This is a genomic window from Bradyrhizobium daqingense, from assembly GCF_021044685.1.
Classification (GTDB): domain Bacteria; phylum Pseudomonadota; class Alphaproteobacteria; order Rhizobiales; family Xanthobacteraceae; genus Bradyrhizobium; species Bradyrhizobium daqingense.
Map to the genome: position 1 here is coordinate 4510023 of NZ_CP088014.1, position 21842 is coordinate 4531864.

The window sequence follows — 21842 nt, forward strand, 5'->3', positions numbered from 1 at the left end:
GCAACTACCGCCACCTTCTGTGCAGCCACAGCCACTGCTCGGGATGCTCGCGCACCCAACTCTCCACCACGCTGGTGATCGCCTGCGTCGTGCCCTGGATGTCGATCTTGCCGTCGGCGTCGCGCACCGGCTTGATCTCTTCGGTCAGCTCGCCGCGGAAGCGGCCGCCGGGCAGGCGGATGATGCGGACGCCGTGGATCGGACATTCGACCTGGCGCAAGAGCCGCGCCAGCATCGGATTCGCGCGGGTCTTGCGGCCGAAGAAGCTGACCTCGACGCCCGCGGTCAGGTACTGGTCGATCAGCATGGCGACGTGCTTGCCGTCCTTGAGCGCCTGCGCGAGCCGCAGCGGCGCGTCGCGGCCCGCCGGGATCAATGTGCCCATGTTGACCTGGCGCATTTCCTGGATGATGCGGTCGGCGGAGGCGATGTTCGGCCGGCGATACAGGATCGCGGTATCCAGCTCATGCGCGACGGCAGCGAGAGCCGGCAGCTCCCAGTTGGCGAGATGCGCGGCGAAGATCAGCGCCGGCTTGCCGTCGTCGCGGATCTGATCGAACAGCTCGATGCTGCGTTCGGACAATTCGATCCGGCTTTTCTCCGGGTGATCGCGATCGTAGTTCCAGACGTGATCGATATGGGCGAACTCGGCGCCGACGCGGCCGAGATTGTCCCAGACGCCCATCAGGATGCGTTCGATCTCGTCCGGCGACTTCTCCGGAAAGGCGGCGGTGAGATTGGCGCGGCCGATGCGGTGCTCGCGCAGGCGCGGTCCGATCAGCTTTACCGCCCGCGCGAAAAAGTCCGATGTCTTGACCGGATCGAAATAGCGCGTGGTGCGCAGCATGCCGACGGTGGCGGCGCCGATCAGGCTGCCGCCCATCGATTTTGCCGCCTCCCGCGCGCGGGCCTTCATCCTCGCAGGAAGCAGCGACATGTGTCCGGTCAGGCCGGTTCGCGGGTCAGGATCAGCGAGGCGTTCTGGCCGCCGAAGCCGAACGAGTTCGACATCACCGCGGTGACGCGGGCATCCCGCGCCTTGTTGCCGACGACGTCGAACAGGATCGTGGGATCCGGCGTCTCGTAGTTGATCGTCGGCGGGATGCGCTGATACTCAAGCGTGAGCAGCGAGAAGATCGCCTCGACGGCGCCGGCGGCGGAGATGGTGTGGCCGACCATGGACTTGTTCGAGGTGACCGGAATCTTCTGCGCGAGCTCGCCGAACACGGCCGAGGTCGTGTTGAACTCCATCTTGTCGTTTTCGGGCGTCGCGGTGCCGTGCGCGTTGATGTGGTCGATCTGGTCCGGCGTCATGCCGGCATCGGCCAGTGTCTTGTTCATGCAGCCGATGATCGGTTTCCCATCGGGAGACGAGCGGGTGCGATGGAAGGAATCGGTGAGCTCGCCGCAGCCGGCGATCACGCCAAGAATCTTTGCGCCGCGCGCGGTGGCGGCCTCATAGCTTTCCAGCACCAGTGCGCCGGCGCCTTCCGCCATGACGAAGCCGTCGCGATTCTTCGAGAAGGGGCGGGAGGCCGCCTGCGGCGGATCGTTCTGGGTCGACAGCGCCGAAAGCAGCGAGAAGCGCACCAGCGCTTCGGGATTCACAGTGCCGTCGGTCGCGACGCACAACGCGGCATCGGTCTCGCCGCGGCGGATCGCCTCGACGCCGAGCTGGATCGACGTGGCTCCGGACGCGCACGCCGTCGACAGCGAGATCGGCGAGCCCTTGGTGCCGAAAGTCTCGGCGAGGTGCGCGGCGACCGAGCCGAACATGAAGCGGTGATGATAGGCGCTGTACTTGCCGCCGCCGGAGATGCGCAGCAAATCGTCATAGTTGAAGTCGAGCGCACCGACGGCGCGGCCGAGCTCGCGGCGCTGCGGCCATTCGACCTCGACCGGCGCGACCGCGAGGAAGAGGGGACCGGGGAAATCGGCCTTGGCGCCGATGCCGGCCTGCGCGAGCGCTTCCTCCGTCACGATCTCGGCCATCCGCTCGGAAAGGGCAGTGGAGGAGAACGGATCGACGCTGACGAAATCGACCGTGCCGGCCATCGTGGTCTTCAGCCCGTCGACGGGAAAGCGCGTGATGGTGCGGATGCCGGATTCGCCGGCGACGAGCCTGGCCCAATTGTCGGCCTTGCCGGCGCCGAGCGAGGTCATGATGCCCATGCCGGTGACGACGACGACGGGACGCCCGAGTTTGTCGCGTGGTGCAGTCATGTCGATCCCCCGATAGAGCTTAAGCATTGGCCAAAGCGCGCCACGCTTCAGCTCACCGCCTCGACCAGCGCCATGCCTTCGCCGCGCCAGTGTCCGGCCCCCACCACCACAATCTGGGTGGGCGCGCCCTGCATTTCAATCTCGGTGCCCGTGGAATCATTCGGCGGGAACAGCGCGCCGCGCGAGATCGCCAGCGCGGCGAGCGCGATGCCGAGCGGGAACTGCGTCTCCATGGTGTGGCCGAACATCGTGCCGGTCGAGCGTACCGGGAGCTCCGCATGGTTCTTCAGGAAGCTGCGCTCTTCGCTCGTCGCCGGCTCCGCGCCGGTCGCGCCCGTGATGATGGCGCCCTTGCCGTCGCGCTTCGGCAGCTTGGCCCAAAGCTTTTCCAGCGTCGCGGTCATCTCGCCAGTCTGCTTTCGGCGCGCCAGATCTGCAACGACGCTCGACAGCTTCGCAAACGGCTTTGCGCCGCGTGCTTCCGCATGCGCCCGCGATTCCAGCACCAGGAACGCGCCGGCCGAGCCGAGCGCGAAGCCGGGATGGTCCTTGCGCCCCCATACCGGTGCGAACTTGTCCTTCAGATTGAAGTCGCCGAATTCGTACAGCACCAGCAGGTCCTTGCGCTCGCCATTGTGCGAGCCGCCAACCAGCGCGATGTCGCTCTCGCCCGAGGCGATGCGCGCAAGCGCGATGCGGGCGGCGTCGGCGCCGGCCACCTCTTCGCCCATGAAGGTGCGCGAGGTGCCGCCGAGTCCGTGGACGATGGCGATGTTGCCGGCGAGCAGGTTGGAGAGCTGGGCCAGGAACAGCGTCGGCCTGAGGTCACTCATCAGCCGCTCGTTGAGGAAGCCGGGCGCGTTCGCGCCCTTGGCCTCGGCCGTGAGCACGCCGGTGTCGACGTTGAGATCGCGCTCGCCGCCGCCTGCGGCGATCACCATGTCGATCTTCGACAGGATGTCCTTGTTGCCCTTGATCCCGGCCGAATCGAGCGCCAGGCCGGCGGCGTAGGTGCCGATGCGCTGCCAGGCTTCCATCTGGCGCTGATCGCCCTTCTTGGGAATCTGGCTGTCGAAAGACACCGGCATCAAGGGATGCACGACGTAGGGCGCAAAGCCCTTCTCGTCGACATTGATGCGCTTTTCCTGGAGCGCGGCCCAGTTGGCGTCCAGCCCCTCGCCGAGCGAGGTGGCGAGGCCAATGCCGGTGATCCAGACTTCCGTCTGGCCGGACGTCGTAACGGGAGTGTCAGTCATGGCGATACGGCCTGTTGCGGAAAGCCGACGCGTTTGGCGATCGCGTCCATGTGTCCGCGCATATCCGCATTGGGGAACGGGATCTGCGTGAAGGTGAGGGTCGAATTCGCACGCAGCTTGCCGCCGACCCGGATCTTGGCTTCGGTCACTGCATAACCCGAACCCTGATGAGACAGGATCGCCTCGATGCTCATGACGTCACCGGGGAAAACCGAGCCGCGGACCTTGGCCTCCTTCACGGCGGCGAGGATCGGCATGCGCTCGAACTTCAGCATTCCGAGCTGCAGCCAACCCGAAGCCTGCGCCATCGATTCGATCAGGAGCACGCCGGGCATCAAGGGATAACCCGGGAAGTGTCCCTCGAAGATGGTGCTTGCGTTCGGAACCTGGGCCTCGACGACAATCGTCTTCTCGTCGACGTTGAGGTCGACGATCCGATCGATCATGTGGAAGTATTCGAGTTGCATGGCTGCGCGCTTAGGCGCTCGCGCCCTTGGCCGCGACGAGCTCGTCGATGCGCGCGCACAGGTTCTTCAATACGAAGTACTGCTCGGTGGTGGCCTTGCCGTCGTTGACCTCCTGGGTCCACTTCTCCAGCGGCAGCTTGATGCCGAACTGCTTGTCGATCGCGAAGGCGATATCGAGGAAATCGAGGCTGTCGATGCCGAGATCGTCGATGGCATGGCTATCCGGCGTGATCGTGTCGCGCGGGATGTCGCAGGTTTCAGCGATGATCGTGGCGACCTGATCGAATGTGGAAGACATCACTAAGCCCTTGATATATTGCGGATATTTGTCAGATTTCCAGAGTGGCGCGGGTGGGTGGGCATCGCGCCCTGATGACGCCCTCTAACCCCCCTCTGGCCGGGTCGAAAGCCCGTATATCGGAGCGCCGCCCTGAGTTCAATGGAGCCGGGCAAGCGGGGGGACAGGGCTGGGGATGCCTGCCGTGGCTCCTCCCGCCGAGGGACGGGCGGCGAGCCTGACCTAGATGTGCGGTGTCGTGATCTTGAGGCAGTCTCGGCGGCCCATCAGCACGCAATCCTGGGTCCGGCGCAACTCGGCGATGCTCACCGCGAGCCAGATCCCGATCGCGGTCAGGGCGATGGTGAAGGCGAGCGCCGCGATGTTGGCGAGCATGCGATGGCGATATTCGTTCGGTTCACTGCGAGGCTGCTCGTAGCGGGACAGGTCGAGCGGCTCGGGCGCCGCGCGCAGTGGCTGCACGCTGCCACCACCCCGGCGAACGGTGGGAGAAGGCGAGGTGCGCGGCCTGAACTGGAGCACCCGGTGCTCGTCATCAGAGCTTATGGGCCGCTGGGTTTTCATGGGGCGGGGATCACTCCGAAGCAGCGATTTTTAGATAGCACACGTGACGAACCCGTTGCAGAAAATCTTCTCAACGCGGACGTGTATTATCTGATCGCACTATTTTGCATGGCGCTTGTTCAATGCCCGCGGAGCCGGCTGCGACGCTGTCGGGAAAGCGCATGGGTTGCGCCGCGGCTTGTGATTTCCGCGAACAACCCAACACGTTTTACTGCCCAAGAGCCCATGGCATAGTTCAGGGAACCCGATCCGCCGATTGCAACGATGTAAGGGACCTTTCCGACCATGACCAATCCACGCGAGCCGAGAGTGCATCCGGTCCCGATCCTGTCGCTTCGGCCGACGCAGATGACGGTCGGCATGCGCGAGGTCAAGGAGAAGCGCAAGCGCTGGCGCCAGCACGACAGAAAGAAGCAGGCCGACCTGCTCGGCAAGCACATGATCCCCGTCGTCTACGGCCCGGACGAACGCTATTACGTTATCGACCACCACCATCTCGGCCGCGCGCTGCACGACGAGGGCGTCAAGGAGGTGCTGGTGACCGTGATCGGGGACCTCCGAATGGTCGAGCGCGAGGCCTTCTGGGGCGTCATGGACAACAAGCGCTGGGTCTACCCTTACGATGCCAAAGGCGACAGGCGGCCGTTCCGCGACCTGCCGAAATCGGTCGCCGACCTCAAGGACGACCCCTTCCGCAGTCTTGCGGGCGAGCTCCGCCGCATCGGCGGATTCGCCAAGGATACGACGCCGTTCTCGGAATTCCTGTGGGCCGACTATCTGCGCCGAAAGCTCTCGCGCAAGCTGATCAATGCCGATTTCGGCGAGGCCGTGGAGAAGGCCATGGCTTCGGCCAAAAGCCAGGATGCCATCTATCTGCCGGGCTGGTGCGGACCGGCTGAGGACGATTGAGCGCGGACGCTCGCATCAGTCGCGCTGGAAGATCTTGGCGCCGGGATAGACGCGCCGGGCATAATTCACGACCAGGGCGCGGTCCTGGGTTTCCAGGAACGGCGTTCGGATCTGACACGATCCGACGATGAGGTGCCATAGACCATTGAGCTTTCGGATCACGACGTTCATTTGCGTAGTCCTTGATCACTCCACAACGGCGATACTTGTTAGTTGGTTACAGCCCCGGCTTTGATAAGCCCGATCCCATCACAGGCGCTTGAGCGAAATCACTTTCCGTGGCGATGAAACCGTCCTGAAACAGAGCCGGCACATGTCTATGCGGTAGTCGAGCTCACACAGGAGGCCAACATGCGCCGTCTGGTTTTCGCCATTGCCTTGCTCGCGGTCGCTTCAGCAGGGATTTCGGCATCGTTCGCGGCGGTTCACCACGCCAAGACACTGACGTTCTCCGAGCGCTTTGCGCCGGCGCTCGCGTTGATGAGCAAGCGCTAGAGCTGCATCCGACGGCTTGGTCTCAATTCCGCGTCGGATTGGCGGGCGGACTCTTGATGTGTCGCAAATCCCTGCCGCCCAGGACGGCTACGGTCGCGATGCATGAGGGGCGAAAAGCGCATTGCGGCCAAGCTGGGGCAAGCGGGCTCCGGTCATGCTGAGCCGGAGACGCGACGATGAGCCTGATCCTACGCATTCTGTTCGTTATTGCCGGCGCCATCACGGCGTTGTTCGTCGCGCGGGATGCGCTGAACTTCACCATCATCCAGACCTTCGTCGCCATCCTGCTCGTGACCGCCGTCCTGCTCGCCGGCAGCCTCTGGAGCCTGCGGCGCAAGACGTGAGCGGCATGAAGAGCGTGAGCCGCGCTGAGCGCTAGATTCTCAGACGTGGCGATCTTGGCGTGGATCCCGTCCGGGACATGCGAGCGGCTTACCGCAACGGCTTCTTCAGCAGCGAGAAGCGATCGGGATCGAGGCCCATCGACGGCTGCAGCATCGGGGCCTCGACGTTGGAAAGCGTCTTGGCGGGCGGCGTCGAGAACACCGGATCGTTCGGCACGTCGCGCTGCGAGGTGGCACCCCGCCAGCGCTCCAGCACGGCGCTGACGAAATGCATGTCGTGGCCGGAGGTGACGGACGGCACGCTCGAGATGGTGGCCTCGCCGCGCGGCAATTGATGCGGCGGCACTTCCTTGAAGCGCAGGCGCGTCGGCAGCGCGACGCCTTCGCCGAACGCCAGCACCTCGCGGGTGCCTAGCGAAGGCACGAAGGAGAGCAGGTTCGCGGCGGCGTCCGACACGGCGGCACGCAGCAGCGCCTGGTCGCGGTCGTTGGCAAGGCGCATCGTGAACAGCGTGTTGCACTGGGAGATGATGGTGGCGTCGAGCTCTGCGGGCCGCTGCGTGATCAGGCCGAGATAGACGCCGTATTTGCGGCCTTCCTTGGCGATGCGCGACACAGCCTTGCGGGTCGGCCCGAATCCGACGTTGCGATCGGCGGAGGCGTAACGGTGCGCTTCCTCGCAGACGAACAGCAGCGGCGAGACGCCGTCGCTCCACAGGCCGAAATCGAAAGCCATGCGGCAGAGCACCGAGACGACGGAATCGATCACTTCCGCCGGGAAGCCGGCGAGCTGCATCACCGTCATCGGCTTGCCGTTGGCCGGCAGGCGGAACAGATGGCTGATGACCTCGGCCATGGTGTCGCCGCCGACATTGGCGTTGTCGAACATGAAGGTGTAGCGCGGGTCGTTACGCACGGCCTCGATGCGAGAGATCAGCTTGTGATAGATGATGCGCGAGGAGCGGTTTTCCAATTTGCCCATGCGCTCGTCGATCAGCGACAAGAGGTCGACCAGGCGATAGGGCACCGGCGTGTCGACGGTGTAGCCGATCTGCTTGGGATCGATACGCTTGAGACCGATGCGGTCGGCGTTCTGGTATTGGGTATAGACGCCCTTGGCGAGCGGGATCACCTCGGCGAGGATGTCGAGCTCTTCAGGCACGCCGGCGCGGCCGCCGAACAGCACGTCGACGATTTCCTCGAAATTGAACAGCCAGAACGGCAGCTTCAGGTTCCGCGGATTGAGCACCAGCGCGCGGTCGCCGAAGCAGCGGCCATATTCGTTGTGCACGTCGAGCAGGAAGATGCGCAGGTTCGGCCGTGCCTTCAGGATTTCGTTGAGCAACAGCGAGACGCCGGTCGATTTGCCGACGCCGGTCGAGCCCAGCACCGCGAAGTGCTTGGACAGCATTTCCTCGACGTCGACATAGGCGACGACCGAGCGGTCCTGCTGCAGGAAGCCGACATTGATCTGGTCCGAGCCGGTCGGCGCGTAGATCGTGCGCAACTCCTGGCTCGTGATCAGGTCGACGGCATCGCCGATGGTCGGATAATTGGTGACGCCGCGCTGGAATTTGGCCTTGTCGGCGGCGTTGAGGATCTCACCGAGCAGGTCGACCGAGGCGATCGCGATGTAATTGTCGTTGCCCGACAGGTTTTCGCAGGAGACCTCGGTGATCATCGCGACGATGACCGAACTGGCGCAGCGGATACTGACGAAGCGGCCGACGGTCGCCCGAACCTCCGAAACCGGCATCCGGCTTTCCGCCAGCAGCCCGACCCGGGCCAGAGATCCGCGAACAGAAATCACGCGTCCAAAGGATGTCACGATGGATGAACCTGAGAAGAGCAAGGATTGGTGCGAAACTATGCGCGGCCCTGGCTGCACAAACGGTTAAGCCACAGCTGCAGCTGCTTCGTTAAATCTGCGGCAATTGCCCGGTAGCGCTGGTTCCCCACGCATATTTTTGGGTGGGAATGGCGCGAAAAGCTGCATTTCCAAGCCCGGAAGAGCGGAAGGCATTTAGGAAGACTTTACCATTCGGGCAGCAAGGCCCGCCGCTCGTGGAACTCTGTCACCGCTGGGGTGGGGAGCCGTCCCCCCACTCGCAGGCAGCGTTTGATTTGTTGACGAGAACTAATCATTTGTACATTAGTACAAATAGCCCGATGGCTTCGGTGCCGTGCCGGGCGTGAACGCGTTGCAGTCCCGCGTCGATTGCGTGGCCCCGCGGCTCGCAGCCACGCTCGGCAGCCAAGTTTGGAGGAAACCATGCAGCCCGAACCGATCCTCGATCTCGCGCATCTCGGCCACATGGAGCTCCTGACGCCCAAGCCCGAGGAGAGCCTGAAGTTCTTCGTCGACGTCATGGGCATGACCGTCAGCGGGCAGAAGGGCGAATCGGTCTACCTGCGCGGCTGGGACGACTACGAGCGCTATTCGCTCAAGCTCACGGCTTCGAAGACATCGGGCATGGAGCACATGGCGCTGCGCGCGCGCAGCCAGCAGGCGCTGGAGCGCCGGGTCGCCGCGTTGAAGGGCTCCGGCTTCGACATCGGCTGGGTCGACGGCGACATGGGACAGGGGCCGACCTTCCGCTGCCGCGATCCCGATGGCCACATCGTCGAACTCTATTACGAGACCGAATGGTATCAGGCGCCGGCTGAGCTGAAGCCCGCATTGAAGAACCAGGCGCAGCGCTTTCCCGCGCGCGGCGTCAACGTCCGCCGGCTGGACCATCTCAATTGTCTTGCCGTCGACATCAAGGCCAACCGCGAATTCTTCGAGAATTACCTCGGCTGTCGCCTGACCGAGCAGATCGTCCTCAACGACGGCCGGGAAGCGGCGATGTGGCTGACGATGTCGAACAAGAGTTACGATTTCGCCTACTCGCTCGACCATTCCGGCACGCCCGGCCGCTTCCATCACGTGACTTACGCGCTCGACAGCCGCGAGGAGATTCTGCGCGCTGCCGACATCTTCCTGGAGAACGGCGTGCATATCGAGACTGGTCCGCACAAGCACGCGATCCAGCAGACCTTCTTCCTCTATGTCTACGAGCCCGGCGGCAACCGCGTCGAGGTCGCCAATGCCGGGGCGCGCCTCATCCTGGCGCCGGACTGGAAGCCGATTGTATGGACCGAAGAAGAGCGCAAGAAGGGCCAGGCCTGGGGGCTGAAGACGATCGAGTCATTCCACACCCACGGCACGCCGCCCGTGGAGATCAAGAAGCACGGCTGATTGCCTGCCTCTAATCCGCGGACGATCGCACGCGCGCGATCGTCTCGCGCACGCCGGTCCAGGCCGGCTTGTCGGGGGCGAACTGCCGGCGCAGGAACGCGACGAGCTCCTCGACCTGCGCGTCGCTCATGCTGCTTCTGAAGGCGGGCATGTAGCCGAGATCGCTCGACACCGGCTCGGCGATCCCGTGCAGGATCACCTGCACGAGATTGTCCGACGTGGCGCTGTGCAGATTGCTGTTGAGCGCAAGCGAAGGCCTGGTGCCGAACAGCGGCAGGCCGCCGACCTCATGGCAGACGGCGCAGGCGCCCTGATAGAGCCGTGCGCCGGTGGACGAAGCAACGGTGACTTGCGTTGTGCTCTCGAGTTTTGCGGCGAGTGTATCCTGCGCTTGCCGGTCGGAGCCAGCGTCGTTGAACGAGTTGAGGTAGACCGCCATCGCGCGGATGTCCTCGTCGGGCAGGGCTTTGAGATCTCTTACGATCGGCGCCATGGGACCGGCCGCAACGCCGTGATAGCGCGAATGGCCGGTGCGCAAATAAGCGAAGAGTTCGTCCTCGCTCCACGGGATGGGGGCGCGTGAGAGCGACGTCAGCGCGGGCGCTTCCCAGCCCTCGGCGAAGCCGCCGGCGAGATAGGCCTCGCGCTGCTCGGCGCCAAACGCATTGCGCGGAGAATGGCAGCCGCTGCAATGGCCGAGCCCCTCGACGAGATAGGCGCCGCGATTCCATTGCTCGGACTTCGCGGGATCCGGCTTGAAGTCCTTGGTCTGGTGAAATAGCGCATTCCAGCCGGCGAGCAGCGGGCGCAGATTGAACGGAAACGCGAGCTCATTCGCCGGTGTGGTCGCGCGCACCGCAGGCTGCGCCATGAGATAAGCATACAGCGCCTGCATGTCGGCATCGCTGGTCTTCGCAAAGTGCGTGTAGGGGAAGGCGGGATAGAGCTGCCGTCCGTCGCGATGCAGCCCGTCGCGCATCGCGCGCTCGAACGCGGGATAGGACCAAGCGCCGATGCCGGTCTCGACGTCAGGTGTGATGTTGGTCGCATAGATCGTGCCGAACGGCGTCTGCAGCGCACGGCCGCCGGCATTGAGCGCACCGCCGAGGCTGGTGTGGCACTCCGCGCAATTGCCGAGTGCGGCGAGCTGCGCTCCGCGGGCAATGGTCGCGGCGGAGTAAACCGAGGCATCGGGACGAGCGATCGGCGCGATGGACCGGCCGGGCAGGAGGGCAGCAGCGATTCCGATCGCGGCGGTGCAGACGGCTACAATGGCCGCGACGATGCCGGCGCGTTTGGCGAAGGGATTTTCCCAGATGCGGGATGGTTGCGGGGCAGGAGCGGGCAGCGCCTGCGGCGTCGCCACGGCCTCGCCGTGCAGCCCTTTCAGAATCCGCTCGGGCGTGAACGGTGGCTCGCGAAAGCGCACGCCGGTGGCATCGAAGATGGCATTCGCAATTGCCGCCGCACTCGGCACCGAGGCGGATTCGCCGACGCCGAGAGGCGGCTGATCCTGACGCGGCAGCATCAGCACGTCGATCTTGGGCACGTCGGGGAAGGGGATGATCGGATAGGCGCCCCATTCGCGCGCCGCGACCGCGCCGCGCTCGAACGAGACTTCTTCCATCAACGCGCGGCTGGTGGACTGGATGACATTGCCGTGGATCTGATGGCGCACGCCGTCCGGATTGATCATCAGGCCGGAGTCCTGTCCAGCAACGACACGCGTGACGCTGACATCGCCGGTCGATTTGTTCACGGCGACATCGGCGATCCAGGCCGACCATGCGGCGCCATAGCCGGGGAACTTGCTATGGACGTAGAGCGCATAGGCAAAGCCGCGGCCGTGCACAGTGTCGCCGTCCTTCTCCTCCCGCACGGGGCGCGGCGTCCAGCCTGCGCGCTCGGCGACGGCGTTGACGAGATCAATCGCGCGCTGGTCCCTGAGGTAGCGCAGACGGTATTCGATGGGATCGACGCCGGCTTCGCTCGCGGCCTCGTCGATATAGGATTCATGCGCAAAAGTGTTCGGCAGTGCCGAGACGCCGCGAAACCAGGATGCGCGCACGATCGGCGGCATGTCGTGGGCGATGACGCGCATGTTGTCGTAGTCGTAGGGCGGGATCGCGGTACGGTCGCCCATCTGGAGCACGGCGGGGTCGGGCGCGATCCGTCCGGTCAGCAGCAGCGCCAGCGTCGGCGCGCCGTTCGAGGGATAGCGCGTGGCGAGATCGTAACCGGCGATGCCGCCGTTAGCGTCGAGCCCGCCATTGACGTCGATGAGCTGTGCGGTGCCCTTGGGCTCCCAGGCGTGCTCCTGCTCGCGCGTCAGTTGCACGCGCACGGGCCGGCCGACGGCCCGCGACAGCAACAGGGCATCAGCAGTGACGTCGTCGGCGCAGTTGCGGCCGTAGCAGCCGGCAGCCTCGAGGCGGATGACCTCGATCTCGCTCTCGGGACGCTCGACCAGCAGCGCAAGGTCGGCGCGCAAAACGTGCGGGTTCTGCGTGCCCGACCAGACGCGGATATTGCCGTCCTGGAAGTCGGCGACCGCGCAGGAGGGGCCGATCGAGGCGTGCATCTGATACGGCCAGACGTAGGTGCGCTGCATCGGCTTGGCCGCGGCGGCAATGGCCGCATCGACATCGCCCTTGTCGATCAGCGTGCGCGGGGTCGATGGATTGGCGCGTAGTGCAGTCTCGATATCGGCAAGGTCGGCGAGAGAGGGCGTCGGCTTCCAGCTCACCGCGAGCTGTTCCGCCGCGCGGATCGCATCCTCCTCCCGCTCGGCGACCACGCCGACGAAATCGCCGATCCGGACCACAGCCTTGATGCCGGGAATGTCGCGCACAGAGGATTCGTCGACGGCGATCAGGCTGGTGCCGACGAACGGACCGGCATCGACGCCGGCATAGGGCGGCCGCACCACGCGACCGTGCAGCATGCCGGGGATGCGGACATCGTGCACGAAGGTGAGCTCGCCCGTGGCTTTGGCGGGCAGGTCGACGCGCGGCATCGACTGGCCGACGATGGTGTAGTCACCGACGGATTTCACCGCGACATCGTCGGCGAGCTCGAGGCGAATGGTTTCGTCGCCGATCAGCTCGCCATAGTTGACGCTGCGGTTGTCGTGCCCGCGCACGAGACCGTCCTCGATCCTGAGGTCGGTCTCCGGCAGCTCCAGCCGTTCAGCTGCGCGCGCGATCAGAAACTGCCGGGCCTGAGCGGCGGCCTTGCGCAGGGGAACGGCGGTGATCTGGATGGTTTCGCTCGCGATGGTCGCGCCCTGGTTCGGCACCAAGGCGGTATCGCCGAGCACGATGACGACGCGGGCAAAGGACACGTCCAGCTCTTCGGCGACGATCTGGCCGAGCGCGGTGCGGATGCCGGTGCCGAGATCGACATGGCCGTTATAGGCGGTGACCGACCCATCCGCGGTGATGCGGATGAAGGTCTCGGATGTAACCTCGTCCACGGTGCGGACGACGACGAGCGAACCGGATGGCCGCTCAGCTCCATTCGGGGTCAGGAAGGCCATCAATCAGCGGCCTCGACGAGCTGGCCGGATGCACGCATCACCGCGCGCAGGATCTCGACATGCGTGCCGCAGCGGCAGAGATTGTAGCGCAAGGCCGCGAGCGCCTCCTGTTCGGTCGGTCGCGGATTGATCGCGAGCAGCGCCTTGGTCGTCATGATCATCCCGTTGAGGCAATAGCCGCATTGCGCGGCCTGCTCGTCGATGAAGGCCTGCTGCACCACGTCCGGTCTGTCGCGGCTGCCGAGGCCTTCGAGCGTCACGATGTCGCGGCCAACGCAGCCACTGATGGGAATCACGCACGAACGTGCCGCAGCGCCGTCGATCAGGACAGTACAGGTGCCGCATTCACCTAGGCCGCAACCATATTTCGGGCCGTTGAGCGCAAGGTCGTTACGCAGCACATGGAGCAGCGGCGTCTGCGGCGCCGCATCGACCTCGTAGACCGCGCCGTTCACGGTGAGGCGGATCGGTGCGTGCGTCATCTTCGTTCCCAAGCCAGCGGCCAAGTGCCGTAAATCCAAATGCTCGTAAAATTTACGTCGCGACGATACCGTTTGTACACAAACGTGCAAGCCGTGCATGCCGCACTGCAGCGTGGCTGCCTTGTTTGTGGACAGAGCGGATAGGCAATTGAGGTTTTATGCGGCAGCCGCATCTTTTGCGCCGCACCGCCGCTTGACAGCACTCGGGACCGCGCGCAACATCGTTCGTATACGAATGATAACCGCGGTGTCCGCTGGCTCTGACATGGTGATGGAAACAACGAGCGCTGTCATCGACAAGATCCGCTGCGATGCCTGTCCGGTGATGTGCTACATCAAGCCGGGCGCAGCGGGCGCCTGCGACCGCTATGCCAACCACGACGGCAAGCTCGTTCGCGTCGATCCGCACGTGATCCTGGAGCGTACCGTCTCGCATGGCGGCAAGCTCGTCCCGTTCAGCCGCACCGAAGACTGGGACGGCAAGATCGTCCACGAGCCGTCGACCTTCGTCACCGCGATCGGCGCGGGCACGACCTATCCGGATTACAAGCCCGCGCCGTTCATCGTCTCTGCGGAGGTCGATGGCGTCGACATGGTGACTGTCGTCACCGAAGGCATCTTCTCCTATTGCGGCATCAAGGTGAAGATCGACACCGACCGTTATCTCGGCCCGGAGACCGCGACGGTCCGCGCGCAGGGCGAGGCGGTCGGCCACGTCACGACGAGCGAATATGGCTCGCAGATGCTGTCGCTTGGCGGCGTGCATCATCTCACCGGTGGCTCCAAGAAGGAGGGCCGCGTCACCTGCGATACGTTGATGGACCTCGCCAATTGCAAGGCGGTCGAGCTCACCATCGACGGCGGCGCGAGCGTGGTGGTGCAGGCCGGCCAGCCGCCGATCGTCAACGGCGTGAAGGAAGAGCGCATGCGCGTCGGCTGCGGCTCGGCGACGATCGGCATGTTCGCCAAGCAATGGCACGGCAAGGTGGACGAGGTCGTCGTGGTCGACGACCACATCACCGGCGTGCTCAGTGAGCATCAGGCCGGCAAGCTGCTCGACATCGCCGATACGGGCATCAAGATGAAGGGGCGGCGTTCGACCCCAGGCCGTTATTTCCAGGTCGCCGATCCCGGCACGGGGTGGGGCGGCACGAACATCTCCGATCCGCTCGCCATCCTCGGGCCGTTCGATGCCAAGGAGGCAAAGCCGGGTCTGACCATGCTGATGGTCTCAACCACCGGCGAGCATTCGTCCTATTATGTGCTCGACGAGGCCTTGAAGCCGGTCGAAACCGAGATGCCCGCCGACCTGAAATTTTCGGTCAAGCGCATTCAGGAGAATTGCGAGCCGGCGCTGTGCACGGTGCTGTTCATGGCCGGAGCCGGGGGCTCTCTGCGCGCCGGTGTTACCGACAACCCGGTGCGGCTGACGCGCTCGGTGAAGGACGCGCTGACGCGGGTCACCAGCGGCGGCGCGCCCGTCTATGTCTGGCCGGGCGGCGGCATCACCTACATGGTCGATGTGACGCAGATGCCGGCCGGCGCCTTCGGCTATGTTCCGACGCCGGCGCTGGTCGCGCCCATCGAGTTCACGATGAAACTGACGGATTATGCAGCGCTTGGCGGGCACATGGATTACGTGAAGCCGCTCTCCGAGGTACAGGCTGGCGACGATATCCGCCAACTGCCCTGGCAGAACCCCATTCCGGGGCCGCGGGCATGACCAGGCTCCCGCAAATCGCATTGCTGTCTGATGGCCGGCGGCTGCATTTGCAGGATGGTCCGATCGATCTGGTCGTGGAGGCGAGCGGAGCAGCAGGCGAAGTGCATGCGGCCTATGAGGCCGCGGCGCGGCGGTTCACCGGTCTCCTCGATGAGCTCTGCGCGGAATTGCCGGAGTTGCGCACGGCCGCCAGCGAGCGGACATCGCTGAAGGGCGTGGTGGCGCGGCGGATGCACGCTGCAGTCGCGCCTTATGCAAGCGATTGCTTCATCACGCCGATGGCCGCTGTGGCCGGCAGCGTGGCAGAGGAGATTCTCGGTGCGATGCGTGAGGCCGCGACGCTCGATCGGGCCTATGTCAACAATGGCGGCGATATCGCTCTCCATCTTGGCAAGGGTAAGCATTTCTCGGTCGGTCTGATGGATCGGCCGGATCGCTCCGGCGTGATGCGGACGATGCGGGTCGATGCCGATGACCCCGTGCGCGGCGTCGCGACCAGCGGACGCCACGGCCGCAGCTTCTCGCTCGGCATTGCCGACGCGGTGACGGTGCTGGCGGCGACGGCGTCGCGGGCAGATGCTGCGGCCACCATCATTGCCAACGCCGTCGATCTGCCGGGACACCAAGCCGTCATCCGCGCGCCTGCCAATGAACTTCAACCCGACAGCGATCTCGGCACGCGTCTTGTCACCTGCGATGTCGGCGCGTTGTCCCACGACGAGGTCGCGACGGCGCTCGAATCTGGCGCGGAATGTGCACGGCAATTGTTCGATCGCGGATTGATCGAGGGTGCCGTGCTGCAGCTATGTGGTGATATGCTTGTCATCGGAACTAAGGATATAGAAGTGCAACGATCGCGCCCGCTTGTGCTGGAGAACGCGGTTGCCTGAACAGGGAAGCGAAACATGAGCGCGATCATCCGCAAGATCGTCACCGTCGTCGAAGAGACGCAGATGGAGATGGGGCGTCAGGTCTCGCCGCCGACCCGGCGCGCCGCGGCGATCGCTGTGATCGAGAATCCCTTCGCTGGAAAATATGTCGAGGACCTGTCGCCGCTGATCGCGATCGGCGAGGAGCTCGGCGAGCTGTTGTCGAAGCGCGCGGTCGCCGCGCTCGGAATCGATGGTGCCAAGGCGCAAAGCTACGGCAAGGCCGCGGCGGTCGGCGAAAACGGCGAATTGGAACATGCGGCCGCGATCCTGCACCCCAAGATGGGCGCACCGGTGCGCAAGGTCCTGAGCAAGGGTGCGGCGCTGATCCCCTCGTCGAAGAAGCGCAGCGGTCCGGGCACGACACTCGACATTCCTCTGGGGCACAAGGACGCAGCCTTCGTCCGCAGTCATTTCGACGGCATGGAGGTGCAGATCAACGACGCGCCGCGCGCCAACGAAATCATGGTCGCGGTTGCCGTCACCGACAGCGGCCGACCGCTCCCGCGCGTCGGCGGGCTGACGGTTGCGGAGATCAAGGGCGAAGACGGTTTGAGATGACACGATCCGGAGAGCCGGGCACAGGCTCTCCCCGGTCATGCGCAAAAGACATTGGACGTTCAAAACTGGAGGTAGGGATGCGAGCAGGAAATATCTTCGTCGGCGCGGCCTTCGCGCTTCTGGCGGGCGGCATGGCTCATTCGGCCCTGGCGCAGGACATCAAGATCGGCGAGATCAACAGCTATTCGCTGCTGCCGGCCTTCACCGAGCCTTACCGCAAGGGCTGGCAACTCGCGGTCGAGGAGGTCAACGCGGCCGGCGGCATCAACGGCAAGAAGCTCGTCGTCATCTCTAAGGATGATGGCGGCAAGCCGGCGGACGCGCAGACCGCGGCCAACGAGCTCGTCTCGAGCGAGGGCGTTGCGATGCTCGCGGGCACGTTCCTGTCGAATATCGGCCTCGCGGTCAGCGACTTCGCCAACCAGAAGAAGGTGTTCTTCCTCGCGGCCGAGCCGCTGACGGACGCCATCACTTGGTCCAAGGGCAACAAATACACTTTCCGCCTGCGTCCCTCGAATTACATGCAGGCGGCGATGCTGGTGGAAGCCGCGAGCAAGCTGCCCGCAAAGCGCTGGGCGACGATCGCGCCGAACTACGAATACGGCCAGTCGGCGGTTGCGGTGTTCAAGAAGCTGATGTCGGAGAAGCGTCCTGATATCCAGTGGGTCGACGAGCAATGGCCGCCGCAGGGCAAGATCGACGCGGGTCCGGTGGTGCAGGCGGTTGCCGCCGCCAATCCGGAAGCGATCCTCAACGTCACCTTCGGCGCCGACCTCGTCAAGCTCGTGCGCGAGGGCAATACCCGCGGCCTGTTCAAAGGACGCGAGGTCGTCTCCTTCCTGACCGGCGAGCCCGAATATCTCGATCCGCTCAAGGACGAGACGCCCGAGGGTTGGATCGTCACCGGCTATCCCTGGTACTCGATCAAGACGCCCGAGCATGACGCGTTCCTGAAGGCCTATCAGGCCAAGTTCAACGACTATCCGCGCCTGGGCTCGATTGTCGGTTACCAGACCATCAAGTCGGCGGCCGCGATCCTGACCAAGGCCGGCTCGACCGATCCGGAGAAGCTGATCGCAGCGGCTGAGGGCCTGTCGATGCCGTCGCCCTTCGGCGAGATCACCTTCCGCAAGATCGATCACCAGTCGACGCTCGGTGCCTATGTCGGCAAGACCGCGCTGAAGGACGGCAAGGGCGTGATGGTGGACTCCAGCTACAAGAAGGGCGCCGACTATCTGCCCAGCGACGCCGAAGTCGCGAAGCTGCGCCCGAAGGATTGATGCAAGAGAGACCGGGGCCTCTATGGTTCGAGACGCGCGGCGTCGCCGCGCTCCTCACCATGAGGGTCCCCGACTCATCCTGAGGAGGCGCGAAGCGCCGTCTCGAAGGATGATGCCAAGCCCTGAATCTATCCCCAACCCGGACCGCCGATGGCCTTTTATGTCGTACAGTTTCTGACCGGTCTCGCCAGCGCAGCGTCGCTGTTCCTGGTGGCGTCGGGCCTGTCGATCATCTTTGGCGTGACGCGGATCGTGAATTTCGCGCATGGCGCCTTCTACATGATCGGCGCCTACATCGCCTTCACGCTGACGGAACGCTTTTCGGGCGTGTTCGGCTTCTGGGGCGGCATCCTGCTGGCTGCGCTCGCGGTCGCGGTGATCGGCGTCATCGTCGAGATGGTGCTGCTGCGGCGCATCTATCATGCGCCCGAACTATTCCAACTGCTTGCGACCTTTGGTTTGACGTTGATGGTCGAGGACCTCGTCGTGCTGATCTGGGGACCTGACGATCTCGTCGGCCGCCGCGCGCCGGGTTTCAGGGGCGCGATCGACTTCTTCGGCCAAAATATCCCGACCTATGACCTGTTCCTCATCGTGCTCGGCCCGGTCGTGCTCGGCATTCTCTGGCTGCTGTTCCAGCGCACGCGCTGGGGTGTGCTGGTGCGCGCGGCAACGCAGGACCGCGACATGGTGGCTGCGCTCGGCGTCAATCAGAAGTGGCTCTTCACATCAGTGTTCGCCGTCGGCGTCTTTCTTGCCGCCCTCGGCGGTGCGCTCCAGATCCCGCGCGATGCCGTGCATCACGCCATGGACCTGCGCATCATCGTCGAAGTTTTCGTCGTGGTCGTGATCGGCGGCCTCGGCAGCATCGTCGGCGCCTTCGTTGCCGCCGTGCTGGTGTCCGAGCTCAATGCGTTCGGCATCCTGATCTTCCCGAAGATCTCCATCATCCTGGTCTTCCTGGTGATGGCGGTGGTGCTGATCGTGCGTCCCTGGGGCCTGTTCGGCAAGCCGGAGGCGCCCGCGCGCAGGACGCCGGGTCTCACCGTCAATCCCTGGCGGCCGTTGACGTCGAACGAGCGCATGGCGGCGCTTGCGGCGCTCGTCGTCGCGGCAACGCTGCCGCTGTTCGCCGGCAATTATCTGCTGACGGTGGGCTCCGAGATTGCGATCTTCGTGATCTTCGCGGTCAGCCTGCACTTCCTGATGTCGGTCGGCGGGCTCGCCTCCTTCGGTCACGCCGCCTATTTCGGGCTCGGCGCCTATGGCATCGCCTTCCTCGCCAAGATGGCGGGGCTGCCGATGATCGTGTGCCTGCTGCTCGGTCCGCTGCTCGGCTGCATGGGCGCGGCTGTGTTCGGCTTCTTCGCCGTGCAGCTCTCCGGCGTCTATTTCGCGATGCTGACGCTCGCCTTCGCCCAGATCGTGTGGTCGATCGCATTCCAGTGGGTGGACGTGACCGGCGGCGACAACGGCATTCTCGGCCTCTGGCCGTCGAGCTGGGCCGCGAGCCCATCGCATTTCTACTGGCTGTCGCTCGGTGTTGCTGCTTTGGTGACCGTCGCGCTGCGGGCGATGGTGTTCTCGCCGTTCGGCTATGCGCTGCGGGCCACGCGCGACTCGCTGTTGCGGAGCGAAGCCATCGGCATCGATGCCAAGCGCATCCAGTGGACCGCCTTCGTCATCGCAGGCACCACCGCCGGCATCGGCGGCGCACTGTTCGCCTATCTCAAAGGGAGTGTGTTCCCCGACAATCTCGGCATCTCGCTGTCCGTCGATGCGCTGGTCATGGTGCTGCTCGGCGGCGTCGAGACCGTGTCGGGCGCGGTAATCGGCGCCATCGTTTACAAGGCCTTGAATATCTGGCTGGTCAGCCAGACCGATCTGTCGAAGCTCGTGCTCGGCGGCTTCATCGTGCTCATCGTCGTCGTCTTCCCCAAGGGCATCGTCGGCACGCTCGAGCTGCTGGTGCAGCGCCGCAGGAAGTCATCATCGCCGCCGGGATCTTCCTTGCTCGCCAAGCCGATCGAGTCTGCCGAATGAGCGTTGCACCTCCACTTCTCGCGGTCGAAGGCCTGACCAAGTCCTATGGCGGCATCCATGCCGTGCGCGGCGTCTCGTTCTCGCTGCGTGCCGGCGAGATACTGGCGCTGATCGGCCCGAACGGCGCCGGCAAGAGCACCTGCTTCGACATGCTCAATGGCCAGAACAAGCCGGACTCCGGCCATGTTCGCCTGCTCGGCGAGGAAATCACCGGCAGGAAACCGCGCGAGGTCTGGCGGCTCGGCGTCGGGCGCACGTTTCAGATCACCGCTACTTTCTCGACCATGACCGTGCGGGAGAACGTGCAGGTCGCGCTGATCTCGCACGGCAGGCAGCTGTTCAATCCGTTCGGCTCGGCGCCCAAGTTCGACCGCGGCGAGGCCGGCCGTCTGCTCGAACTCGTCGGCATGAGTGGCTATGCGGACCGGCCCTGCGGTGAACTCGCCTATGGCGATCTCAAGCGGCTCGAGCTTGCGGTCGCGCTCGCCAACCAGCCGAAGCTGCTCCTGATGGACGAGCCGACCGCGGGCATGGCGCCGCGCGAGCGGGTCGATCTGATGCGGCTGACCGCGCAGATCGCGCGCGAAAAATCGCTCGGCGTGCTCTTCACCGAGCACGACATGGATGTGGTGTTCGAGCATGCCGACCGCATCATCGTGCTCAATCGCGGCGCGCTGATCGCCGAGGGCTCGCCGGCCGAGGTCCGCGGCAATCCGCAAGTGCAGGCGGTCTATCTGGGCGAAGGCCTCGTCTACGATGCCCGCCACCGCGAGGGAGCATCGATGTGAAGCTGACGGTGCAAGACCTCAACAGCCATTACGGTCCGGCGCATATCCTGTTCGACATCGGCTTCGAGGTCGGCGAGGGCGAGGTGGTGGCGCTGCTCGGCCGCAACGGCGCCGGCAAGTCGACGACGTTCCGCTCGATCGTCGGCCTCGTCGCGCAGCGCTCCGGCCGCATCGTGTTCGAGGGCAAGGATGTCTCGTCGAAGCCGACACATGAGATCGTCCGCGACGGTCTCGGCTATGTGCCGGAGGAGCGGCGCATTTTCACGGACCTGACCGTCGAGGAGAATCTCGAAGTCGGCCGGCAGCCCAAGCGTCCCAACGCGCCGCACTGGACGCGCGAAAAGCTGTTCACGCTGTTTCCAAACCTGGGCGAGATGAAGAATCGCCCGGGCGGCCGCATGAGCGGCGGCGAGCAGCAGATGCTCACGATCGCGCGCACGCTGATGGGCAATCCGTCGCTGGTGCTGCTGGACGAGCCTTCCGAAGGCTTGTCGCCGAAGATCGTGGAGCAGATGGTCGACGCCATTCTGACCATGAAGAAGGAAGGCGTCAGCATCGTCGTCTCCGAGCAGAATCTGCATTTCGCGCGGTTGATCTCCGATCGCGCCTACATCATCGAGCGCGGCCGCATCTGCTTCGGCGGCACCATGGCCGAGCTCGACGCGCGTCCGGATATCCGCGATGCGCATCTGTCGTTGTGA

At 64.7% G+C, this 21842-nt stretch carries 21 protein-coding genes; 11 read left to right on the top strand and 10 right to left on the bottom strand.

The features are described from left to right. Positions 1-4 precede the first annotated feature (4 nt). The 6 genes from LPJ38_RS21215 to LPJ38_RS21240 all read right to left on the bottom strand — a co-directional run bounded on the left by LPJ38_RS21215 (position 5) and on the right by LPJ38_RS21240 (position 4808). Positions 5-937: a lipid A biosynthesis lauroyl acyltransferase gene (locus LPJ38_RS21215; RefSeq protein ID WP_145640082.1), complete on the bottom strand. Its 933-nt coding sequence runs from the start codon at positions 935-937 to the stop codon at positions 5-7. Between the two features lie 8 nt (positions 938-945). Then, positions 946-2223: a beta-ketoacyl-ACP synthase gene (locus LPJ38_RS21220; protein WP_145640086.1), complete on the bottom strand. Its 1278-nt coding sequence runs from the start codon at positions 2221-2223 to the stop codon at positions 946-948. Between the two features lie 47 nt (positions 2224-2270). After that, positions 2271-3479 (bottom strand): beta-ketoacyl-ACP synthase, encoded by a 1209-nt coding sequence (locus LPJ38_RS21225; RefSeq protein WP_145640089.1) that lies wholly within the window; start codon positions 3477-3479, stop codon positions 2271-2273. Then, positions 3476-3946, bottom strand: coding sequence for a 3-hydroxyacyl-ACP dehydratase FabZ family protein (locus LPJ38_RS21230; protein WP_008552714.1), 471 nt, complete (start codon positions 3944-3946; stop codon positions 3476-3478). Before LPJ38_RS21230 ends, LPJ38_RS21225 begins: the two co-directional genes overlap by 4 nt. A gap of 10 nt (positions 3947-3956) precedes the next feature. After that, positions 3957-4244: an acyl carrier protein gene (locus LPJ38_RS21235; protein ID WP_007592476.1), complete on the bottom strand. Its 288-nt coding sequence runs from the start codon at positions 4242-4244 to the stop codon at positions 3957-3959. A gap of 222 nt (positions 4245-4466) precedes the next feature. Continuing rightward, a complete protein-coding gene (locus LPJ38_RS21240; protein WP_145640091.1) occupies positions 4467-4808 on the bottom strand; it encodes a hypothetical protein in 342 nt (113 codons plus the stop codon). Positions 4809-5093: 285 nt separating this feature from the next. On the opposite strand from LPJ38_RS21240, the gene LPJ38_RS21245 reads away from it, so the two are divergent. Next, positions 5094-5717: a ParB-like protein gene (locus LPJ38_RS21245; RefSeq protein WP_145640094.1), complete on the top strand. Its 624-nt coding sequence runs from the start codon at positions 5094-5096 to the stop codon at positions 5715-5717. 15 nt (positions 5718-5732) lie between these two features. Here LPJ38_RS21245 and LPJ38_RS21250 read toward each other — a convergent pair whose 3' ends face one another. Further along, a complete protein-coding gene (locus tag LPJ38_RS21250; RefSeq protein WP_008552708.1) occupies positions 5733-5888 on the bottom strand; it encodes a hypothetical protein in 156 nt (51 codons plus the stop codon). A gap of 180 nt (positions 5889-6068) precedes the next feature. Here LPJ38_RS21250 and LPJ38_RS21255 point away from each other — a divergent pair, with 180 nt between their 5' ends. Continuing rightward, positions 6069-6212 carry a hypothetical protein gene (locus LPJ38_RS21255; RefSeq protein ID WP_167520680.1) on the top strand — a complete coding sequence of 48 codons (144 nt, stop codon included), beginning with the start codon at positions 6069-6071 and terminating at the stop codon, positions 6210-6212. 176 nt (positions 6213-6388) lie between these two features. Beyond that, positions 6389-6556, top strand: coding sequence for a hypothetical protein (locus LPJ38_RS21260; protein WP_167520681.1), 168 nt, complete (start codon positions 6389-6391; stop codon positions 6554-6556). Between the two features lie 88 nt (positions 6557-6644). Here LPJ38_RS21260 and LPJ38_RS21265 read toward each other — a convergent pair whose 3' ends face one another. Then, positions 6645-8384, bottom strand: coding sequence for an ATP-binding protein (locus LPJ38_RS21265; protein WP_167520682.1), 1740 nt, complete (start codon positions 8382-8384; stop codon positions 6645-6647). 444 nt (positions 8385-8828) lie between these two features. On the opposite strand from LPJ38_RS21265, the gene LPJ38_RS21270 reads away from it, so the two are divergent. After that, positions 8829-9797 (top strand): catechol 2,3-dioxygenase, encoded by a 969-nt coding sequence (locus LPJ38_RS21270; protein WP_145640100.1) that lies wholly within the window; start codon positions 8829-8831, stop codon positions 9795-9797. Between the two features lie 10 nt (positions 9798-9807). On the opposite strand, the gene LPJ38_RS21275 is transcribed toward LPJ38_RS21270, so the two are convergent. After that, positions 9808-13335 (bottom strand): molybdopterin cofactor-binding domain-containing protein, encoded by a 3528-nt coding sequence (locus tag LPJ38_RS21275; RefSeq protein ID WP_145640102.1) that lies wholly within the window; start codon positions 13333-13335, stop codon positions 9808-9810. Then, positions 13335-13817, bottom strand: coding sequence for a (2Fe-2S)-binding protein (locus tag LPJ38_RS21280; protein ID WP_145640105.1), 483 nt, complete (start codon positions 13815-13817; stop codon positions 13335-13337). Before LPJ38_RS21280 ends, LPJ38_RS21275 begins: the two co-directional genes overlap by 1 nt. Positions 13818-14082: 265 nt before the next feature. On the opposite strand from LPJ38_RS21280, the gene LPJ38_RS21285 reads away from it, so the two are divergent. The 7 genes from LPJ38_RS21285 (at position 14083) to LPJ38_RS21315 (ending at position 21842) form a co-directional block, all read left to right on the top strand. Continuing rightward, complete coding sequence (locus tag LPJ38_RS21285) at positions 14083-15540, top strand: 6-hydroxynicotinate reductase (RefSeq protein ID WP_208750620.1); 1458 nt, start codon at positions 14083-14085, stop codon at positions 15538-15540. Continuing rightward, positions 15537-16430, top strand: a complete 894-nt coding sequence (locus LPJ38_RS21290; RefSeq protein ID WP_145640110.1) for a UPF0280 family protein — start codon at positions 15537-15539, stop codon at positions 16428-16430. Before LPJ38_RS21285 ends, LPJ38_RS21290 begins: the two co-directional genes overlap by 4 nt. A gap of 15 nt (positions 16431-16445) precedes the next feature. Next, positions 16446-17030, top strand: coding sequence for an amino acid synthesis family protein (locus LPJ38_RS21295; protein WP_084803796.1), 585 nt, complete (start codon positions 16446-16448; stop codon positions 17028-17030). A gap of 77 nt (positions 17031-17107) precedes the next feature. Then, positions 17108-18310 carry an ABC transporter substrate-binding protein gene (locus tag LPJ38_RS21300; RefSeq protein ID WP_008552646.1) on the top strand — a complete coding sequence of 401 codons (1203 nt, stop codon included), beginning with the start codon at positions 17108-17110 and terminating at the stop codon, positions 18308-18310. Positions 18311-18460: 150 nt separating this feature from the next. Then, a complete protein-coding gene (locus LPJ38_RS21305) occupies positions 18461-20353 on the top strand; it encodes an ABC transporter permease (RefSeq protein ID WP_145640112.1) in 1893 nt (630 codons plus the stop codon). Beyond that, entirely contained in the window at positions 20350-21141 is a 792-nt protein-coding gene (locus LPJ38_RS21310) for an ABC transporter ATP-binding protein (protein WP_145640115.1), read from the top strand. Before LPJ38_RS21305 ends, LPJ38_RS21310 begins: the two co-directional genes overlap by 4 nt. Continuing rightward, positions 21138-21842, top strand: a complete 705-nt coding sequence (locus tag LPJ38_RS21315) for an ABC transporter ATP-binding protein (RefSeq protein ID WP_145640119.1) — start codon at positions 21138-21140, stop codon at positions 21840-21842. The genes LPJ38_RS21310 and LPJ38_RS21315 overlap by 4 nt, the downstream gene beginning before the upstream one ends.